Raw genomic sequence first — 17,457 nt, forward strand, 5'->3', positions numbered from 1 at the left:
GTGTCGGCGCTCACCGCTCACCGCCGGCCCTCCAGCACCGCCCACAATTCCAGTTCGAGCTGCGGCCAGTCGCCCGCGAAGTGCATGCCGATCGAGCTCGCCACCGAGAATTCGGGCCAGAGCGGCGATTGCCGATCGAGCAGGAAGTAGACGTGATCGGTGATCGCCCGGATCTGGGGGGGCGGGGTCGGCAGATGCACGAGGGGCACGCCCGGCAGGTGGGCGTGCACGATCTCGTTCATCTTGGTGTTCGGGCCGACCTTGAACAGGTTCGGGAACTGCGCCTGGATCTCGGTGAGCGGCCGCCGCGCCGCGACCTCGAGGACGAGGCTGGCGTTGCGGAACAGGTTGCGGTCGCGGATCATCGCCACGAAGGCGTTGGGCGCCCGCTCGATGATCTCCAGGCGGATGGCCCGGCGCCCGAGCTGCGCCGAGAGGAAGTCCTGGATGTCCCGCAGGACCGGCGCGAAGGTCTTCTCGAGGTCGTCGTGGTCGTAGGGCGGATAGGTGCGGGCGCGCCGCTCGGCCGTGGTGAAGGTCGCGAGTTCGCCGGCCAGCCGCAGGAGTTCCTCGAACAGCCGCTCCGGGTGGACGAAGCGGGATTGCTCCAGATGCTGCAGGACCGGGATGTGCCGGTTGAGGAGCTGCAGGATGAAGTAATCCGCAGATTGCAGGCCGCCGCCCGCGGTGGGGTCGGCGGCGTAGCGGGCGAGCTCCTCCAGCTTGTTCTCGACCCAGCCGATGACGCGCTCGATCCAGCCGCGCACCACGGGGTGGCTCGAACTGGTGAGCACGGGCGGCGCGAAGGTCTCGTCGAAGACGATCGCCCGATCGCGGACCTCGACGATGCGGGCGATCGGCAGGCCGACATAGCCGGGCTTGGCCGTCTTGCGCAGCTCGTAGGCAAGCCGGGGCTGGGCCACGTCGATCTCCTCCTCGATGCGCAGGGCCGAGGTGGTGTCGATCAGGCGCACGCTGGCGGGCACGAAGCGGCTCGCGCTCTCGGCCTCGGCCGCCTCGACCTCGCGGGTGTTCGGCGCACCGATCGGCAGGGTCAGCCAGACGATGTACTTGCCGGCGGTCTCGGGCACGTCGATCGGCGGCGGCGGGGGCGATTCCGCCGGGATGTCGAAGGGCGTCCCGTCCGGCATGATGCCGACGGCCCGGCGCAGGGAAAACTTGCTCTGCTGGGCGAGATCGCGGTCGATCTCCAGCGTCGAGAAGCCCCACGGATAGGGGGTGACGTGGCGGGTCCTGCTCTCGACCAAGCCCTCGACGTAGCGATCGTTCTGCTGAAGATGATGGGGCCGAAGGAACAGACCTTCGCTCCAGACCACCTTGCTGCGCCAAGACATGCCTGTCAGCTCTCCCAGTACAGGGAAGCGCCGACGCGCCCGAAGGACGGCGCGCGAGATTGCTCCGGATCCATGCGGCGCCCCAACCTGCGATCCAGGCATAGCGGCTTTTTCGGGCAGGGCCAATACTCACGCACCGAGACCAAAGCCAAAACTCGCGGACACGAGCCTGTGTTTAAGTTCTGTGTCCACAGGCCTGTTCTGGATCCGTCCGCAGTCTCACCCCGTTCACGCCTGCGCGGCCCGGGCGGACGCGTCCGCAGCGGTCGCGCCGTCCGGCACCGAGGTGCAGGACCGGACCGCGCTCCCTCCTCGCCGCCGGTCCTCGATCGTCCGCAACCGCCCGAGGCTTCTCCCTCCGGGCCCGGATCGCCGAGGCCGGCCGGCTACCGGCCCTTGTCGTAGCAATCCGAGAAGAACATCATGAAGGCCTCAACCATGCCCTCGTCGTGGGGCGAGGCGAGGGCGTCCCACCGGGCGGTGTAGATGTCCCACAGCCGCGCCTTGCGCGAGCCGAGGAGGCCGCTGAGGCCGCGGTCCTTCTCGTCGGAACCCTCGATGCCCTCCGGGCTCAGATCCTCCATCAGGAGGCGCAGGGCGTTCTGCATCGCCGCGTAGGTCTTGACCTGATGGGTCTTCAGGTCGCGAAAGCTCGATTCCATCGCCCGCCGGGCCTCGAGGAAGCCGCTCGAGGGACGCCCGAGCATGATGCGCAGGGCGTCGTCGACCGTCGGCGAGAATTTCAGCGGGTTGTTGTCGAGCGCCTGGATCGTGGTCTGGCTCGCGGCCTTGGCCACGCGCTTCGACTCGGTGCGGGCGGCGAGCAATTGTTTCACGTTGTCGGCGCTCAGGCGCAGGAGCGCGCCCGCTTCCTCGGCGAGGTCGCCGGGATCCTGCCAGGAGAGGATCTCGGGCGGGATGCCGAGGCCCGCCGCGAAGCGCGCAACGAACTCGTCGGCGCCCTGGGCCGGCGCGGGCGGGCGCGGTGCGCTGTCCGGTGCGCGCGGGGCGCTGTCGGCTGCGCGGGGGGCGCTCTCGGCTCCGCGCGACACCCGGCCGCTTTCGGGCACGGCCCAGGGATTGTCCGCCGCGGCGGCAGCCGGAACCTCGTAGGCCCGGGGCTCGAAGGCGGGAGGCTCGAAGGCAGGGGGGGCGAAGGCGGGGGGAGCGAAGGCCGGGGGCGGCTCGTAGCCGCGCGGGGGCTCGAAACTGGGCGGCGCCTCGGGTGGCCGTCGCGGCGTGGGCATCGGCGGCGGGGGCGGGATCGGCGCCGGCGGGGTCTGACGGGCCCAGTCCATCTCCGCCGGCGGCTCGGACTGGGACGCCCTGGCCGGTGCGGCGACGCCCGGCAGGTCCACGGCCCAGTCGATGAAGTCCGGCCGCACCGGGCGAAGCGATGCGGGCGACCGAAGGCTGCGCCCCGAGATCGGCGGCGCCTCGCCGGGCAGATCCCAGTAGTCGCCCGGCTCACGCGCGGGCGCGGCGGGCACGTCCTCCACCGGCTGCGGGGCTCCTTCGATGCGGGCGAGGATGACGTATTGGCCGATCTGGATGCGATCGCCGTCCTTCAGCCGATAGGCTTCCTGCAGCCGCTGCGGGTTCCGGTTCACGTAGGTCCCGTTGCGGGAGACGTCCTGCAGCCAGTAGCCGCCGTCGCGGTGGCGGATCTCGGCGTGCTTGCCCGAGATGACGCGGTCCGGGTCGGGCAGCGACCAGTCGAGATACTGGTCGCGGCCGATATCGATGCCGCGCCGGCCCGCCAGGCTGATGCTGAGGGGACCGGCATCGGGCAGGACGGTGAAGTTCTCGATCGTCAGAGTGAGGGTCATCGTCCGTCTCTCTCGGCAGAACCCGGCCGCGCGCCCCGGTGTGAGAGCGGCCGGCGACGCGGCCCGCTGAGGTCGGGTGCCCGCGCGACGGCGGTCATCCGTCGGCTGCACCGGCCCCGAGGCGGGATCGGCGCAGCGTCGTATCGGTCTGCGCCGCCCGGGCCGGGGGCCGGCTCCGTTCCTTCGTCCGACGGGGTCCTGATCCTACGCGGTCCTGCGCGCGGGCGCCCGCGCGGATCCCCGGCACACTGCCATCTCGGGGCGGACGCCGTAAGGGGTGGGGTCCGCGGATGCCGGCTCCGGATGCGGAGGAGAGACCGTCCGCGATCATCCGGCTGCGTTGCGCATCAGCGGTACGCCGATGTCGATGCAGGCCTGGAGCCGGCTCGACCGGTCGCGGGCGCCGACCGTGGCGAGCGCCACGAGAATCGCCGTGCGCACGGCCTTGGGTGTCATCTCCGGCGTCGCCTGCACCACCGCATGGGCGCTCGGCCCGACATTGCCGCCGGACCAGCCCGCCGCGAGGGCCACCCAGGGCGTGGCGAGCCGGTGATTGCCGGTCATGCCCAAGCGCAGGGCCTCGCGCCGGATCAGGTCGTCCGGGTCGCGCACCCAGGATTCGGCGGCCTGCAGCGGCGCATCCTCCTGCCCGGCAGCGATCCGGCACAGGAGCCGCACGCTCTGGGCCGCCCACCAGACCGCCTCGCGCCGGCCGAGGGCGTAGGCCAGGAAGCTGACCCCGTCCTCCGGCGTCTCGCTCTGTCGCAGCCGCTGCAGGAAGGCGAGCGGCGGCTCGTCGGTGGGTTCCGCGTTGATGTCGCGCTCGGTGCTCGGGAAGGCCGCGTAGAGATCCCGGGCGGTGCTGAAGCGGGTTCCGGTCACGGGCGGACCGTCAATTCAGGGTGATGAGGGGCGCCTTTTCCTCGATCAGCGCCGTCCCCTGCAGCGTGATCTTCCCCGACTCGATGGTGATCGAGGCCGGATCCATGGTGATCTTGCTCGTGCCGCACTCGATCACGACCTTCGTTCCGGCCTTGATATGAACCTCCTGCGCGACGACGGATTTCCAGTTGCCGCTCTCGACCTTGAAGCTCTCGTCGCCGTTCTTGATCACGGTCGAGCGCGAAGGCCTGCCGCTCGGCGTGTCGAACGCCACACCGACTTCCCGGGTCTCGGTATTGCGGATGACCGATTCGAGGTCCTTCTCCGCCCGGAGATTGACCTTCTCCGAGGACTTCTTGTCGTCGAACGTGAGCTGGTTGTAGCCACCGTGCCCTTTTGTCGAATCCGATTTCATGCCCGAGACGGTCTTCTCATCGGGTAGCTTGAAGGGATAGGGGTAATCCTTGTTGTAGACCGTGCCGACCACGAGCGGTTGATCCGGGTCGCCTTCCAGGAACTGAACCACGACCTCCTGGCCGACGCGCGGGATCACCTGGAAGCCCCACGACTTGCCGGACCACATCTGCGCCACGCGCACCGGGCGCGAGATCTTGTCCTTGTCGCGGTTCCAGTGGAACTGCACGAAGATCCGGCCCTCCTCGTCGACATCGATCTCCTCGCTCTCCTTGCCCTTGCGGGTGGTGACGATGGCGGTCTGCGGACCGTGCACCTGCGGGCGCGGCGTCAGCAGCGGCGCCCGGTAAGGCCGGTCCGCGGGCTGGAACTCGTAGAAGCCGCTGTAGAGATCGCCGCCGGACGCTCCCGTGCCGCTGCGGTAGCCCTCGGTGCTGATGACGTGGCGGGCGGACACGACGAGGTACTGCCCGTCATCGGCGGGGTGCTTCTGGATCGTCACCAGCCCGCCCGGATAGAGGCTCGCCGCGTCGCCCGTGGCGCTGCGGCGGTGGTCGCGCGCCTGCTCGGCCTCGAGGCGGACCTTGGTGCGCTTCTTGCCGAGATCCTGTTCGGTGTAGCGGCCGGGGTAATCGTAGGCCTCGAAGCTCGCCTTCTCGTAGCGTTCCGAGCCGCGGGCGTCGGCCTTGAGGTTCGCGGCGGGCTTCATGTAGTCGAAATCGTTGGCCGCGAAGGTGCCGGTGCGGAAGTTCCGGGCCGAATGCCAGGCCGACACGTGCTCGCGCTCGCGCCTGTCCAGGCCGCCCAGCGGGATGAACGGGATGGAACCGCCGCCGCCCTTGACCGGACGATGGCATGAGCGCGAATCGGCCAGGACGAGCTGATGCTTGCTCTCGCTGTGCTCGTAGAAGACGTAGATGCCCCATTCCTCCAGCAGTCGGCTGACGAATTGCAGGTCGCTCTCGCGATACTGCACGCAATACTCGATCTTGGCGTAGTCGCCGCGATTGGCCTTGATCTCGAAGTCGCTGAAGCCCGCGGTCTTGAACACGTCCTCGACGATGTCGACGACGGTCTTGTCCTTGAAGATCCGGCAATCGGCCCGGCGGCCGAGCAGCCACAGCCACGGGCGCAGCGTGAGGCGGTAGGCGTAGGAATCCTGGTGGACGCCGGTCCATTGGGCGTCCGCCACGATGCCGTGGAAGTACCGGTCGACGTTGTCGTACGACCGGAACCGGACATGGGCGCCCTTGCCCAGCAGACTGTCGAAATTAAAATTCCGATCGTCGCAGAGCGTGTCGACCCGGTATTCGAACAGCGAGCTCAGCCCTTCCTCGCCCTCGAAATGTACGAGGACGAACTTGTCGCGTCCCGCAGGGGTGACGAGTTCCGCCACGCGGCCTTGCTGTGCGGAGCCGGTGTAATCTCCGTGGTTCACAATCTGATCCGCGCTAGCTTTCCGACCGTGTTCGGGTTAGATGATTTCTCGCACGATCCGAGAATCGTCAACCTGCCATTTTAATTGTCAAGACTTATCCTATGAGCGTGATGGTCCGCATCCTCGCATCCGCCATTCTTCTCGTGGCAGCGGTCGGCACAGCGACCGCCGATCCCGCCTACAAGGCGTCGGATATCGTGTCGCATTTCGCGCCCGCGAAGCGCGCGGCCCTCGGCGGGACCCGGGCCCTCTGCATCGGCACCGAGAGCGAGTGCGCCAAGCAAGTCCAGGACCGCTCGAAGCCCGTCGAGGGCTTCGATCTGCGCGTCAATTTCGATTACAACTCGGCCAACCTCACCTCGGCCGCGCGCTCGAACCTCGATGAGTTCGCCCACGCCCTCAACGATCCGGCCCTGGCCGACGCGCTCTTCGTGGTCGAGGGGCATACGGACGGCATGGGCAGCGACGCGTTCAATCTCGATCTCTCGATGCGCCGTGCCCGCTCGGTGGTGGAGTTTCTCCGGTCGCGCGGCGTCTCCGACGCCCGGCTCGAAGCGAAGGGCTACGGCAAGCAGAAGCCGCTGGTCGCCGACCCGCTCTCGAGCCAGAACCGGCGCGTCGAGACGCGCCTGAAGGCGGAATAGGCGTCCGCGCCCGGTGGCGCTCGATCTCGATCCCGCGAGGCTACTCGCGCCCGTCGCGGCGGACCGCCCGTGCGGCGAGGATCTCGACGAGGAGGCGGACCTCGACTTCCTGAACGGCCTCGCGCGCGTCGAGGACCAGCTGCCGCTGTCCTTCTTCAGCCGGGACGACGAGGGCAACCAGCAGGTCTTCGACCGCTCGACGATCGATTTCAACCGCGAGTCGAAGGTCCTACTCGGTCTCCTCGACCGGACGCGCGACCTGCGCCTCCTGACCCTGCTCGCGCGGCTGGCGATGCTGAACCGGGACCTGCGCGGGTTCGGGCAGGTGCTCACCATCATCGCGGGCCTGCTGGAGACGCGGTGGGACACGGTGCATCCGGCCGGTGAGAATGGGAGCTACGACCTCAGGGCGGCCGTGCTCCAATCGCTGGACGACGTGCCCACCGTCATCCTGCCCCTGCAGCACACCCCGCTGCTCCAGAGCCGGCGCTACGGGGCGATCAGCTTTCGCACGGCGATGATCGCCGACGGCGAGGTGGAGGCGCGGAACGGAGAGGCCGGGCCGGACCGCGCCGCCGTCGAGCGCGCCCTGGCGGAGGCCGATCCGGATGCGCTGATTCCGGCCCGGGTCGCGCTCGCGGCGATCGCCGAGGGCGTCGGCCGGATCGCCGCCGTCACGCTCAGTCAGGGCGGCCACGGCCATGCGGTGGGCCTCGAGCGGCTCGGCGGCCTCGTCGCGCGGATGCAGACCTTCCTCGGCGGGGCGGCGGCCCCGGCGGCGCCCGCGGACGGCGTCGAGCCGGAGGGGGCGACCGACGCGCCAGCGGCCGCGCCGGCCGCGGCCGCCGCCAGCATCGCCGGCATCGCCAGCACGGCCCAGGCCTCCGCGGCGCTCGCCGCCGCCGCGGCCTATCTGCGCCTGCACGAGCCGTCGAGCCCGGCCGAGGTCCTGGTACGGCAGGCGCAGATGCTCGTCGGCAAGTCGTTCCTCGACGTGATGCGCATCCTGATGCCCGACCAGGCCCCGTCGGCCGCCATCGTGCTGGGGGCGAGCCGCGGGCTGCGCCTGACCTTCGACCAGCTGGCCGCCGTCCCGGACGCCGGCGACGGGGACGAGGCCTGGGGCTCCGCGACCGAATCGGACGAGGACGGCGAGGCGGTCGCCGTGCCCGCCTACAGCGCGGCGACGCGGGCGGACGCGATCGCGCTCCTGCGCGAGGTCGGCGCCCACTTCCGGCGGGCCGAGCCCGCCAGCCCTATCCCGCTCCTTCTCGAGAAGGCCGCGAGCTTCAGCGATCGCGATTTTCTCTCGATCCTGAAGGACGTGCTGGCCGAGACCGGCAGCGACTGATCGCGACGGGTCGGTCTCCGGCCGGTCGCCGCGTGCGGTGGGGCACGGAATGATACGCGATGCAATCGGACGATCGACAATTCGCCTGCCACGATTCTCTGAAGTTGCGGCTATCCACGAAGGTGTCATCTACTGAACATGGGATGGGAATGATCGAAATTGCCTCTTGCGTCCACTGAGAAAATTTGTTGGGTTGCTGGCGACGGACGTGAGGGTTCGCTGTTTAGAGATCCCGCAAGCGGGGTCGGCAAACCAACCTGATTTCCGTGTTGGTTCTACTGGAGGGCCGGCGAAATGGCCGATTCGAGCCACAAGTTCATCAAGCGCAACCGGCCACCCCGCGTTCACATCACCTACGAGGATCCCTACGACGCCGAGCGCAAGGTCGAGCTGCCCTTCGTGATGGGCGTGCTCTCGGACCTGTCCGGCAATGCCTCGACGGTGGAGAAGCCCGACGTGGCGGAGCGGAAGTTCCTCGAGTTCGACATGGACAATTTCGAGCAGCGCATGGCGGCGGTCGATCCGGGCGTTCGCTTCCACGTCAAGGACCAGCTCTCCGACAGCGAGTCCAAGATGCCGGTCGAGCTGCACTTCAAGAAGATGGAGGATTTCGGCCCTGCGGCCGTGGCCCGTCAGGTCCCGGCGCTCGCCAGCCTGCTGGAGGCGCGCGAGCAGCTCTCCAACCTCCTCCGCTACATGGACGGCAAGGTCGCGGCGAGCGACCAGATCAAGGCGCTCCTGAAGGACCCTGCGCTGATGGAGGCGCTGAAGGCGCGCCTGGCCGCCCAGCCGTCCGCAACCCCCGACACGACCGAGCCGTAAGGTCCGGTCGCGCGAACCATTCCCGTCCCCACTCGGAAGAGGCGCATTGATGGCCGCCGAAAGTACAGAGCTCGCGCAAGGTTCCGCGTCCGCCGCCCCTCAGACGGCGGATGCGAACGAGTTCGCGGACCTGCTGAAGCAGAGTTTCAAGCCGCGCACCGAACGCGCCGCGACCGAGGTGGAGAACGCCGTCGGAACGCTGGTGCGCGAGGCGCTCTCGGACACGTCGCTGATCAAGGACGACGTCCTCGACACCATCGAGGAGATGATCGCCCGCATCGACGAGAAGCTGTCCTCCCAGGTCAACGAGATCATCCACGCACCCGAGTTCCAGAAGATCGAGAGCGCGTGGCGCGGACTGAACTACCTGGTCTTCAACTCGGAGACCGACACGACGCTCAAGATCAAGGTCATGAACGTCTCCAAGCAGGAGCTGTTCAAGAACCTGCGCCTCTTCCCGGGCGCCCGCTGGGACCAGAGCCCGCTGTTCAAGAAGGTCTACGAGGCGGAGTTCGGCCAGCTCGGCGGCGAGCCCTACGGCTGCCTGATCGCCGACTACTACTTCAGCCACCTGCCGCAGGACGTGCAACTGCTGCGCGAGCTCGGCAAGGTCGCGAGCGCCGCCCATGCCCCCTTCTTCGCCGCGGCGGAGCCGACGCTGCTGGGCATGGATTCCTTCACCGAACTCGCCAATCCCCGCGATCTCGGCAAGATCTTCGACACGCCCGACTACGCGCCCTGGAAGAGCCTGCGCGACCTGCCGGATTCCCGCTATGTCGGCCTGTGCATGCCGCGGGTCCTCTCGCGGGTGCCCTACGGCGCCAAGACCGAGCCGGTCGAGGAATTCGCCTTCGAGGAGGATACGGACGGGCACGGGGGGGCGAAGTACGCCTGGATGAACGCGGCCTACGCGATGGCCGTGAACATCAACCGGGCCTACAAGGATTGCGGCTGGACCGTGCGGATCCGCGGCGTCCAGTCGGGCGGCGAGGTCACCAACCTGCCCTGCCACACCTTCCCGACCGACGACGGCGGCGTCGACCTGAAATGCCCGACCGAGATCGCCATCAGCGACCGGCGCGAGGCGGAGCTGGCCAAGTCCGGCCTGATCCCGCTGATCCATCGCAAGAACACCGACAAGGCGGCCTTCATCGGAGCCCAGTCGCTGTACAAGCCGAAGCAGTTCTACGGCGAGAAGGGCGTCGAGGCGACGGCGTCCGACAACCTCTCGTCGCGCCTGCCCTACATGTTCGCCGTGTCGCGCTTCGCGCATTACCTCAAATGCATGGTCCGCGATAAGATCGGCGCCACCAAGGAGAAAGACCAGCTCACGCGCTGGCTCCAAGAGTGGATCAACGAGTACGTCGACGGCGACCCGACCAACTCGAGCGAGCAGACCAAGGCTCGCAAGCCGCTCTCGGCCGCCCGGGTGGACATCTTCGCGGACGAGGAAAATCCCGGCTACTACTCTGCGAAATTCTATCTCCGCCCCCATTACCAGCTCGAGGGCATGGATATCGGCATGAGCCTCGTCTCACGCCTGCCGGCCCCGAAGCAGTAAGCCTTCGACCAGGGATCCGGCACGACTGACGCCGAGAAGGCGTGCCGGCAAGAAGGACTGTGGCTCCGGACCGCATCGCGCGTCCGGGGCGCAAGTCACGATCGAGGTCTCGCATCTTCATCGGCCACGCGACCGGTCCGGGCGGACTGCCCGAGGACATCCTCGGCGCTTATTCCTGAGCCCAGCCCGTGTGTTTCACGTCTGTTGTGTTGGTGTGACCCGTAGAACAAGACTTCATAAAGGACGCAGCCATGGCCGTTGACATCTTCCTCAAGCTCGATGGGATCAAGGGCGAAGCGCAGGACCACAAGTACAAGGACGAGATCGACGTCCTGGCATGGTCGTGGGGCGCCGCGCAATCCGGCACCACCCACACCGGCGGGGGCTCCGGCTCCGGCAAGGTCAGTGTGCAGGATCTGAGCGTGACAAAGTACATCGACAAGTCGAGCCCGACGCTGTTCCAGCATTGCTGCAGCGGCAAGCATATCAAGAAGGGCAAGCTCATCATCCGCAAGGCCGGCGACAAGCCGCTCGAGTACCTCACCGTCGATCTCGAGGACATCATCGTCGCGCACGTCTCCATGGGCGGCTCGCACGGCGAGGACAAGCTCACCGAGAACATCACGCTGAACTTCGGCACCTTCCACGTGAAGTACGCCGTGCAGAACGCCGACGGCAGCAAGGGTGCCGAGACCGAGCACAAGTGGCACATCGCCAAGAACGTGGCCGGCTGATCCAAGGGCCGCCGCCAAGACCCGCCGCGCGGTCCCACGGGATCGCGCGGCCCGGCTCGACGGCTCGGCTCGACGCCGGACACGGCTTGTTCAGGAGTTAGGACATGGCCGCCAGGGCCGATGCAGGTCGGGTCCGCAATCCCCTGATCGAGACCTTCCGGGCCGCGAACCGAGACCGGGATGCGCGGCTGCGCGTCGACGTCCGGGACGAGGACGGCGCACGGGTGATCGCTGGACGCCGGACCAGCCCGCGCACCGCGGTCGGCACGGCCGACCTCCAGCGCAGCGTCGCCCGCGATCTCGAGCGGCTGATGAACGCCGTCCATCTCGCCGCCGATCTCGACCTCGACGCCTTCCCGAACGTCCGCAGCTCGATCCTGAACCACGGCTTCGTCAACATCTCGCGGATGACCATCGACGAGGGGGGAGTGAACGGCATCGCGGCCGAGATCGAATCCGCCCTGCGCGTCTTCGAGCCGCGCCTCGCGCCGGGGTCGATCACGGCCCGCCGCGACGACACCGTGGACCCGGCCGAGCTGAAGCTGCGCTTCCTCGTCAGGGCCGAGATCCGGGCCGACCCGCTCAACGTCCCGGTCGAGTTCGTCGCCGACCTCGAGCGCGACACCGGGCGCATCAAGGTGGCGCAGCGATGAGCGCGCGGTGCATGGCAGGATCGAGGCACGCCCGGTGAACCGCGAGTTTCTCGACCTTTACAACCGGGAACTCGGCTTCCTGCGCGAGCACGCGCGCGAGTTCGCGGAGGAATATCCCGGCATCGCCGAGCGCCTCGGCGGCCTGCTCGACGGCCAGGGCGATCCGCTCATCGCCGGCCTCCTCGAGGGCGCCGCGTTCATGGCGGCCCGGGTCCAGCTCAAGATCAAGCACGAATTCCCGGAATTCACCCAGAACCTCCTGGAACAGCTCGTCCCGAACTACCTGGCGCCGACGCCGTCCATGCTGCTCGCCCGGGTGAAGCCCGCCTTCGGCGATCCGGCGCTCCGCGACGGCCCCCGCATCCCGCGCGGCGCCTCCCTCGACGCGACCTATCGGGAGCGGGAGCGTCAGGTCGCCTGCCGCTTCCGCACCACGGACGAGTTGCGGATCTGGCCCTTCGACATCGCCGCGGCCGATTACTTCCCGCATCCCGGTCCGCTCCAGGCGCTCGGGATCGGCGGCGGCGAGATCGTCGCGGGCCTTCGTCTGACGCTGGTGCACCGCACGGGGCGCGAGGAGGACGGGGTCGCGGCCCGTGCGCCGGATCCCGAGAGCTGGTTTGCCGGCTGCGCCCTCGACTCGCTGCCGGTCCATCTCGTCGGCCCCGAGGCGGACGCCGTCGCGATCTACGAGCAGATCTTCGCCGACTGCACCGGCATCTACCTGCGCTACCTCGATTCGTTCGGCGACCCGGTGCTGGTGGCGCTGCCGCCGGACGCCGTCGAGCCGATCGGCTTCGGTCCGGGCGAGGCCCTGATCCCGAAGGACAACCGCCTGTTCGACGGGTTCGATCTGCTGCGCGAGTATTTCGCCTTCCCGCGCAAGTTCCTGGGCTTCCGGCTCAACCGGCTCAACAAGCTGATCCAGGCCGTGCAGGCGCGCACCCTCGACATCATCTTCGCTTTCGACGAGGCGAGCCAGCGGCTCGGCTCCACCGTGCGGCCTGACGCCTTCGCCCTCTACGCGGTTCCCGCGGTCAACCTGTTCGAGATGAGCCTCGACCGCGTCCCGGTGCGGGCGAACCAGCACGAGTACCCGCTCGTGGCCGATCGCAGCCGGCCGCTCGATTTCGAGCCGCACCGGATCCTGCAGGTCTACGCCCACCAGCCCGGGCGCCCGGGGAAGATCCCGGTCCAGCCCCTCTACGCGCCGTTGGACGCCTCCGGGGATACCGGGCTGTTCCACACGGTGCGGCGCATGCCCCGGCGCCGCACCAGCAAGGAGCGGCATTTCGGGGCGGCCTCGGATTACACGGGCACCGACCTGTTCCTGTCCCTGATCGAGCCGGCGGGGATCGACGACGAGAGCACGGTCGCCGAACTCAGCGTGCGCGCGCTCTGCTCGAACCGGCATCTGCCCGAATTGCTGCCGATCGGCGAGAGCGGCGCGGATTTCCGCCTCGCCGACGATCAGACCCTCGACGTGGTCTGCGTCGCCGGTCCGACCCGTCCGCGCGAGCCCGTCGTGGCCCAGCATCGCGGTCGCTCCGAGACCCTGTTCACCGGCACGGTCGCGTGGCGCCTGATCAGCCTCCTCAGCCTGAACCGGCTCGGCCTCGTCGGCGCTGGGTCCGGTCGCAGCGCGGCGGCGCTTCGCGAGGCGCTGATGCTGTTCGCCGATCTTTCGGACAGCGCCGTCGAGCGCCGCATCCGGGGCGTGCGCAGCATCGACAGCCGCCCGGTCGTCCGGCGCCTGCGCCAGCGCATCGGCACCGGCACGGCGCGCGGCACGGAGGTGACCGTCACCCTCGACGACAAGGCCTTCGAGGGAACGGGCCCTTATCTGCTCGGCGCGATCCTCGATCGCTTCTTCGCCGAGTACGCCTCGCTCAACCACTTCACCCAGACGGTCATCCGCACGGTCGAGCGGGGCGAGATCCTGCGCGGACCGCCGCGGGCGGGCGGGCGGAGGTTGCTGTGAGCGTCGCCGATCGCCTGCTCGCCGAGCCCTGGGCCCACGACCTGCTGGCCATCCTCCGCCGGATCGAGCGCAGCTTCCCGGATCGTCCCCGGATCGGGGACAGCGCGAGCCGGCGCGAGGACGGGGTCACGCTCGGGCAGAACCCGTATCTCGACTTTCCCGCCTCGACCATCGCCGCGGCGGATCGGGACGGCGGGGACCGGCTGCGCCTCTTCGTCCGGTTCCTCGGGATGTTCGGGCCGCAGGGCGCCCTGCCGCTCGCCACCAGCGACGAGGCCCATGGCTGGCTGCTGGAGCGCGACGACGCGTTCCCGCGCTTCCTCGACGTGATCCATCACCGCTTCCTGCAACTGTTCTACCGCGCCTGGGCCGAGGCCCGCCCGATCGCCCACCACGAGCACCCGCAGGCCGATCGCTTCGAGAGCTATGTCGGCGCCGCGATCGGCCTCGGCTCCCCGACCCTGCGCGGGCTCGACACCGTCCCGGACATCGGCAAAATCGCGTTCGCGGGCGTGCTCGCCCCGGCCGCCCGGTCCGGCTCGCGCCTGCGCAACGCCGTGGCGGGCCTCCTCGGCGTCGAGGTGGCGGTCGAGGAATTCGTCGGCACCTTCCTCGAGTTCGAGCCGAGCGACCGCTCCCGCCTCGGCGGCGCCAACGCCCGGCTCGGCCAGGATCTCCTCATCGGCAAGAGCGTGTTCTCCGTCGAGGACCGCATCCGCCTGTGCATCTTCGCGGCCGATCTCGCCGCCTACGAGCGGCTCCTCCCGGGCGGCGAGCGCTGCCGGATGCTCGCCGACATCGTGTTCTTCTATCTCGGCGACGAACTCGACTGGGACGTCGAGCTGGCCCTGCCGGTCGCCGCCGTCGAGCCGGTGCGCCTCGGGGCCTGCGGACGCCTCGGCTACACCAGCTGGATCGCCAGCGGCGCCGACGGGTCGGGCGGACCCTATCGGCGTGACGCCCGCTTCCATCCCGCCGAGCGCGCCGGCCGTGCGGACCATCGCGCAGGGAGTGCATCGTGAGCGACATCAGCCTCGAGACCGTCACGGGCAAGCTCAACCGGGTCGGCTACGACGCCTTCATCCAGGCGCTGCGCCAGGCCCGGTCGGCGGGCCACCGCCACGTCGAGCTGGCCCATTGGCTGGCCTGCCTGCATGCGCAAGACAGCTCGGACCTCGCGCTCACCGCCGACGCCTACAAGCTCGACCGCGGGCGCCTCGCCGCCGATCTCGCCAAGGCGATCGACGCCCTGCGCCGCAACGAGACCGAGATGCCGGCCGTCTCGAACCACATCGTGGATCTGCTCGATCGCGGCTGGCACTACGCCACCCTGCTGTTCGGCGAGACGCAGATCCGCTCCGGCCACCTCGTCATCGGCGCCCTCAAGACGAACGAGCTGCGGCGCGCGCTCCTCGCCCTGTCGCCCGAGTTCGGCCGCATCCCGGTCGACACCCTGATGAGCGAGCACCGGTCGGTCTGGGCGCGCTCCGACGAGGAGAACCTGCGGCCGATGGACGGGGCCGGCCCCGTCGCGGCGGGGACGCCGGGCGCGCAGGCGTCGCAGAAGGGCCAGACCGCTCTCGACCGCTATTCCCAGGACCTGACCGCCAAGGCCCAATCCGGCGAGATGGATCCGGTCCGCGGGCGCGACGAGGAGATCCGCCAGCTCATCGACGTGCTGATGCGCCGCCGCCAGAACAACCCGATCCTCACCGGCGAGGCCGGCGTCGGCAAGACCGCGGTGGTCGAGGGCTTCGCGCAGGCCATCGCCTCGGGGGCCGTGCCGCCGGCCCTGCGCGAGGTGCGCCTCCACGCCCTCGATATCGGCCTGATGCAGGCCGGGGCGTCGATGAAGGGCGAGTTCGAGCAGCGCCTGCGCTCGGTCATCGACCAGGTGCAATCCTCCCCGAAGCCGATCATCCTGTTCATCGACGAGGCGCACACCCTGATCGGGGCGGGCGGCCAGGCCGGGACGGGCGATGCCGCCAACCTGCTCAAGCCGGCGCTCGCGCGCGGCACCCTGAAGACCATCGCGGCGACGACCTGGGCCGAGTATCGCCAGTACATCGAGAAGGACCCGGCGCTGACCCGGCGGTTCCAGCCGATCCAGGTCGGCGAACCCGGCGCGGCCCAGGCCGCCGACATGCTGCGCGGGCTGCTGGCGCCGATGGAGAAGCACCACGGCGTGCGCATCTCGGACGCGGCGGTGGTCGCGGCCGTCAACCTCTCGCACCGCTACATCCCGGCGCGCCAGCTCCCCGACAAGGCGGTGAGCCTGCTCGACACCGCGAGCGCCCGCGTGGCCATCAGCCAGACCGCCGTGCCGGCCGCCATCGGCGACACCCGGGCGGCGATCCGCGCCAAGGAGAGCGAGCGCGCCGGTCTGGCGGCCGACAGCGACCTCGGCATCGACGATCCGGAGCGGATCGCGGCCCTCGACGGCGAGATCGCCGGGCTCGAGGAGACGCTCCGCCGGCTGGAGGCCGCCTGGGCCGAGGAGACCGGCCTCGTCACGGAGATTCGCGCCCTGCGCGCGGCTTTGGCGCAGCCGGAGGGTGGTGCCGCCGCGGCCCCGCCGGCCGGGCCCGTCGGTGCCGACCGGGAGGGCGAGGCGGCCCCGCGCTCCGAGGTTCCGGAGAGCGCCGAGGATCGCCGGGCCGCGCTGCGGGCCCGGGCGGCCACGCTCGAGGCGATCGAGCCGGAGGCCCGGATGATCTACGACCACGTCGACGAGCAGGCGGTGGCCTCCGTCGTCTCCGACTGGACCGGGATTCCCGTCGGCCGGATGGTGCGCGACGAGATCGCGACGGTGCTGCGCCTGCCCGAGATCCTGAACCGGCGCGTGGTCGGCCAGTCGCACGGGCTGGCGATGATCGCCAAGCGCATCGAGACGAATCGGGCGAAGCTCGACAACCCGAACAAGCCGATCGGCGTGTTCATGCTCTGCGGCCCCTCCGGCGTCGGCAAGACCGAGACGGCGCTGGCGCTGGCCGAGGCCCTCTACGGGGGCGAGCAGAACATGATCACCATCAACATGAGCGAGTTCCAGGAGGCGCACACCGTCTCGACCCTCAAGGGCGCGCCGCCCGGCTATGTCGGCTACGGCGAGGGCGGGCGCCTCACCGAGGCGGTGCGGCGCAAGCCCTACAGCGTCATCCTGCTGGACGAGGTCGAGAAGGCGCACGGCGACGTGCACGAGATCTTCTTCCAGGTCTTCGACAAGGGCGTGATGGAGGACGGCACCGGGCGCCGGATCGACTTCAAGAACACCCTGATCATCCTGACGTCCAATGTCGGCACCGACGTCATCATGCAGCTCTCGCAGGATCCCGCCTACGCGAGCGACCCGGAGGCGCTCGCCGTCGCCCTCCGGCCGCAGCTCCTCAAGGTGTTCCCGGCCGCTCTCCTCGGCCGCATCGTGACGATCCCCTACTTCCCGCTCTCGCCCGAGATGCTGGGAGGCATCGTGCGGCTTCAGCTCGACCGGATCGGCCGCCGCATCCGCGAGAACCACGACGCGGCCTTCTCCTACGACGCCGCGGTGGTCGATCACATCGTCTCGCTCTGCAACGACCCGGATTCGGGCGGCCGGATGGTCGACAACATCGTCACGAACACGCTGCTGCCCGAACTCTCACGCGAGATCCTGAACCGGGCGCTCATCCAGGAGAAGGTCGCGGCGGTGCATGTGGGCCTGGAGGGAACGGCCTTCGCCTACCGGTTCGACGGCGCGCCGGGCACCGGCGAGCCGGCCTAGGCCGGGGCGCTCCGCGCCGGTTCGCGCCCGGCGGGC

At 69.4% G+C, this 17,457-nt stretch carries 13 protein-coding genes; 9 read left to right on the forward strand and 4 right to left on the reverse strand.

Annotated elements, in window-relative coordinates:
- Positions 1-17: 17 nt before the first annotated feature.
- From tssK to ACS5RC_RS21820, 4 genes are all read right to left on the reverse strand, one after another.
- Positions 18-1,355: a type VI secretion system baseplate subunit TssK gene (tssK, locus tag ACS5RC_RS21805; protein WP_478346015.1), complete on the reverse strand. Its 1,338-nt coding sequence runs from the start codon at positions 1,353-1,355 to the stop codon at positions 18-20.
- A 386-nt stretch (positions 1,356-1,741) separates the two neighbouring features.
- Positions 1,742-3,184 (reverse strand): type VI secretion system-associated FHA domain protein TagH, encoded by a 1,443-nt coding sequence (tagH, locus tag ACS5RC_RS21810; RefSeq protein WP_478346016.1) that lies wholly within the window; start codon positions 3,182-3,184, stop codon positions 1,742-1,744.
- Between the two features lie 327 nt (positions 3,185-3,511).
- Complete coding sequence (locus ACS5RC_RS21815; RefSeq protein ID WP_478346017.1) at positions 3,512-4,066, reverse strand: DUF6931 family protein; 555 nt, start codon at positions 4,064-4,066, stop codon at positions 3,512-3,514.
- Between the two features lie 10 nt (positions 4,067-4,076).
- Positions 4,077-5,918, reverse strand: a complete 1,842-nt coding sequence (locus ACS5RC_RS21820; protein ID WP_478346018.1) for a type VI secretion system Vgr family protein — start codon at positions 5,916-5,918, stop codon at positions 4,077-4,079.
- 101 nt (positions 5,919-6,019) lie between these two features.
- On the opposite strand from ACS5RC_RS21820, the gene ACS5RC_RS21825 reads away from it, so the two are divergent.
- The 9 genes from ACS5RC_RS21825 (at position 6,020) to tssH (ending at position 17,421) form a co-directional block, all read left to right on the forward strand.
- Positions 6,020-6,562: an OmpA family protein gene (locus tag ACS5RC_RS21825; RefSeq protein WP_478346019.1), complete on the forward strand. Its 543-nt coding sequence runs from the start codon at positions 6,020-6,022 to the stop codon at positions 6,560-6,562.
- Positions 6,563-6,575: 13 nt separating this feature from the next.
- Entirely contained in the window at positions 6,576-7,913 is a 1,338-nt protein-coding gene (locus ACS5RC_RS21830; protein WP_478346020.1) for a type VI secretion system protein TssA, read from the forward strand.
- Positions 7,914-8,207: 294 nt separating this feature from the next.
- Positions 8,208-8,735 (forward strand): type VI secretion system contractile sheath small subunit, encoded by a 528-nt coding sequence (gene tssB / locus ACS5RC_RS21835; protein ID WP_478346021.1) that lies wholly within the window; start codon positions 8,208-8,210, stop codon positions 8,733-8,735.
- 49 nt (positions 8,736-8,784) lie between these two features.
- A complete protein-coding gene (gene tssC / locus ACS5RC_RS21840) occupies positions 8,785-10,296 on the forward strand; it encodes a type VI secretion system contractile sheath large subunit (protein ID WP_478346022.1) in 1,512 nt (503 codons plus the stop codon).
- A 251-nt stretch (positions 10,297-10,547) separates the two neighbouring features.
- Entirely contained in the window at positions 10,548-11,030 is a 483-nt protein-coding gene (locus ACS5RC_RS21845) for an Hcp family type VI secretion system effector (RefSeq protein ID WP_478346023.1), read from the forward strand.
- A 104-nt stretch (positions 11,031-11,134) separates the two neighbouring features.
- Positions 11,135-11,683 carry a type VI secretion system baseplate subunit TssE gene (gene tssE / locus ACS5RC_RS21850; protein WP_478346024.1) on the forward strand — a complete coding sequence of 183 codons (549 nt, stop codon included), beginning with the start codon at positions 11,135-11,137 and terminating at the stop codon, positions 11,681-11,683.
- Positions 11,684-11,717: 34 nt separating this feature from the next.
- The gene (tssF, locus tag ACS5RC_RS21855) at positions 11,718-13,664 is read left to right on the forward strand and encodes a type VI secretion system baseplate subunit TssF (protein ID WP_478346134.1); all 1,947 of its coding nucleotides are present in this window, start codon (positions 11,718-11,720) and stop codon (positions 13,662-13,664) included.
- Positions 13,661-14,686: a type VI secretion system baseplate subunit TssG gene (gene tssG / locus ACS5RC_RS21860; RefSeq protein WP_478346025.1), complete on the forward strand. Its 1,026-nt coding sequence runs from the start codon at positions 13,661-13,663 to the stop codon at positions 14,684-14,686. The genes tssF and tssG overlap by 4 nt, the downstream gene beginning before the upstream one ends.
- Complete coding sequence (tssH, locus tag ACS5RC_RS21865; RefSeq protein WP_478346026.1) at positions 14,683-17,421, forward strand: type VI secretion system ATPase TssH; 2,739 nt, start codon at positions 14,683-14,685, stop codon at positions 17,419-17,421. The genes tssG and tssH overlap by 4 nt, the downstream gene beginning before the upstream one ends.
- Positions 17,422-17,457 lie beyond the last annotated feature (36 nt).

It is taken from the genome of Methylobacterium sp. HJ2, from assembly GCF_056431005.1.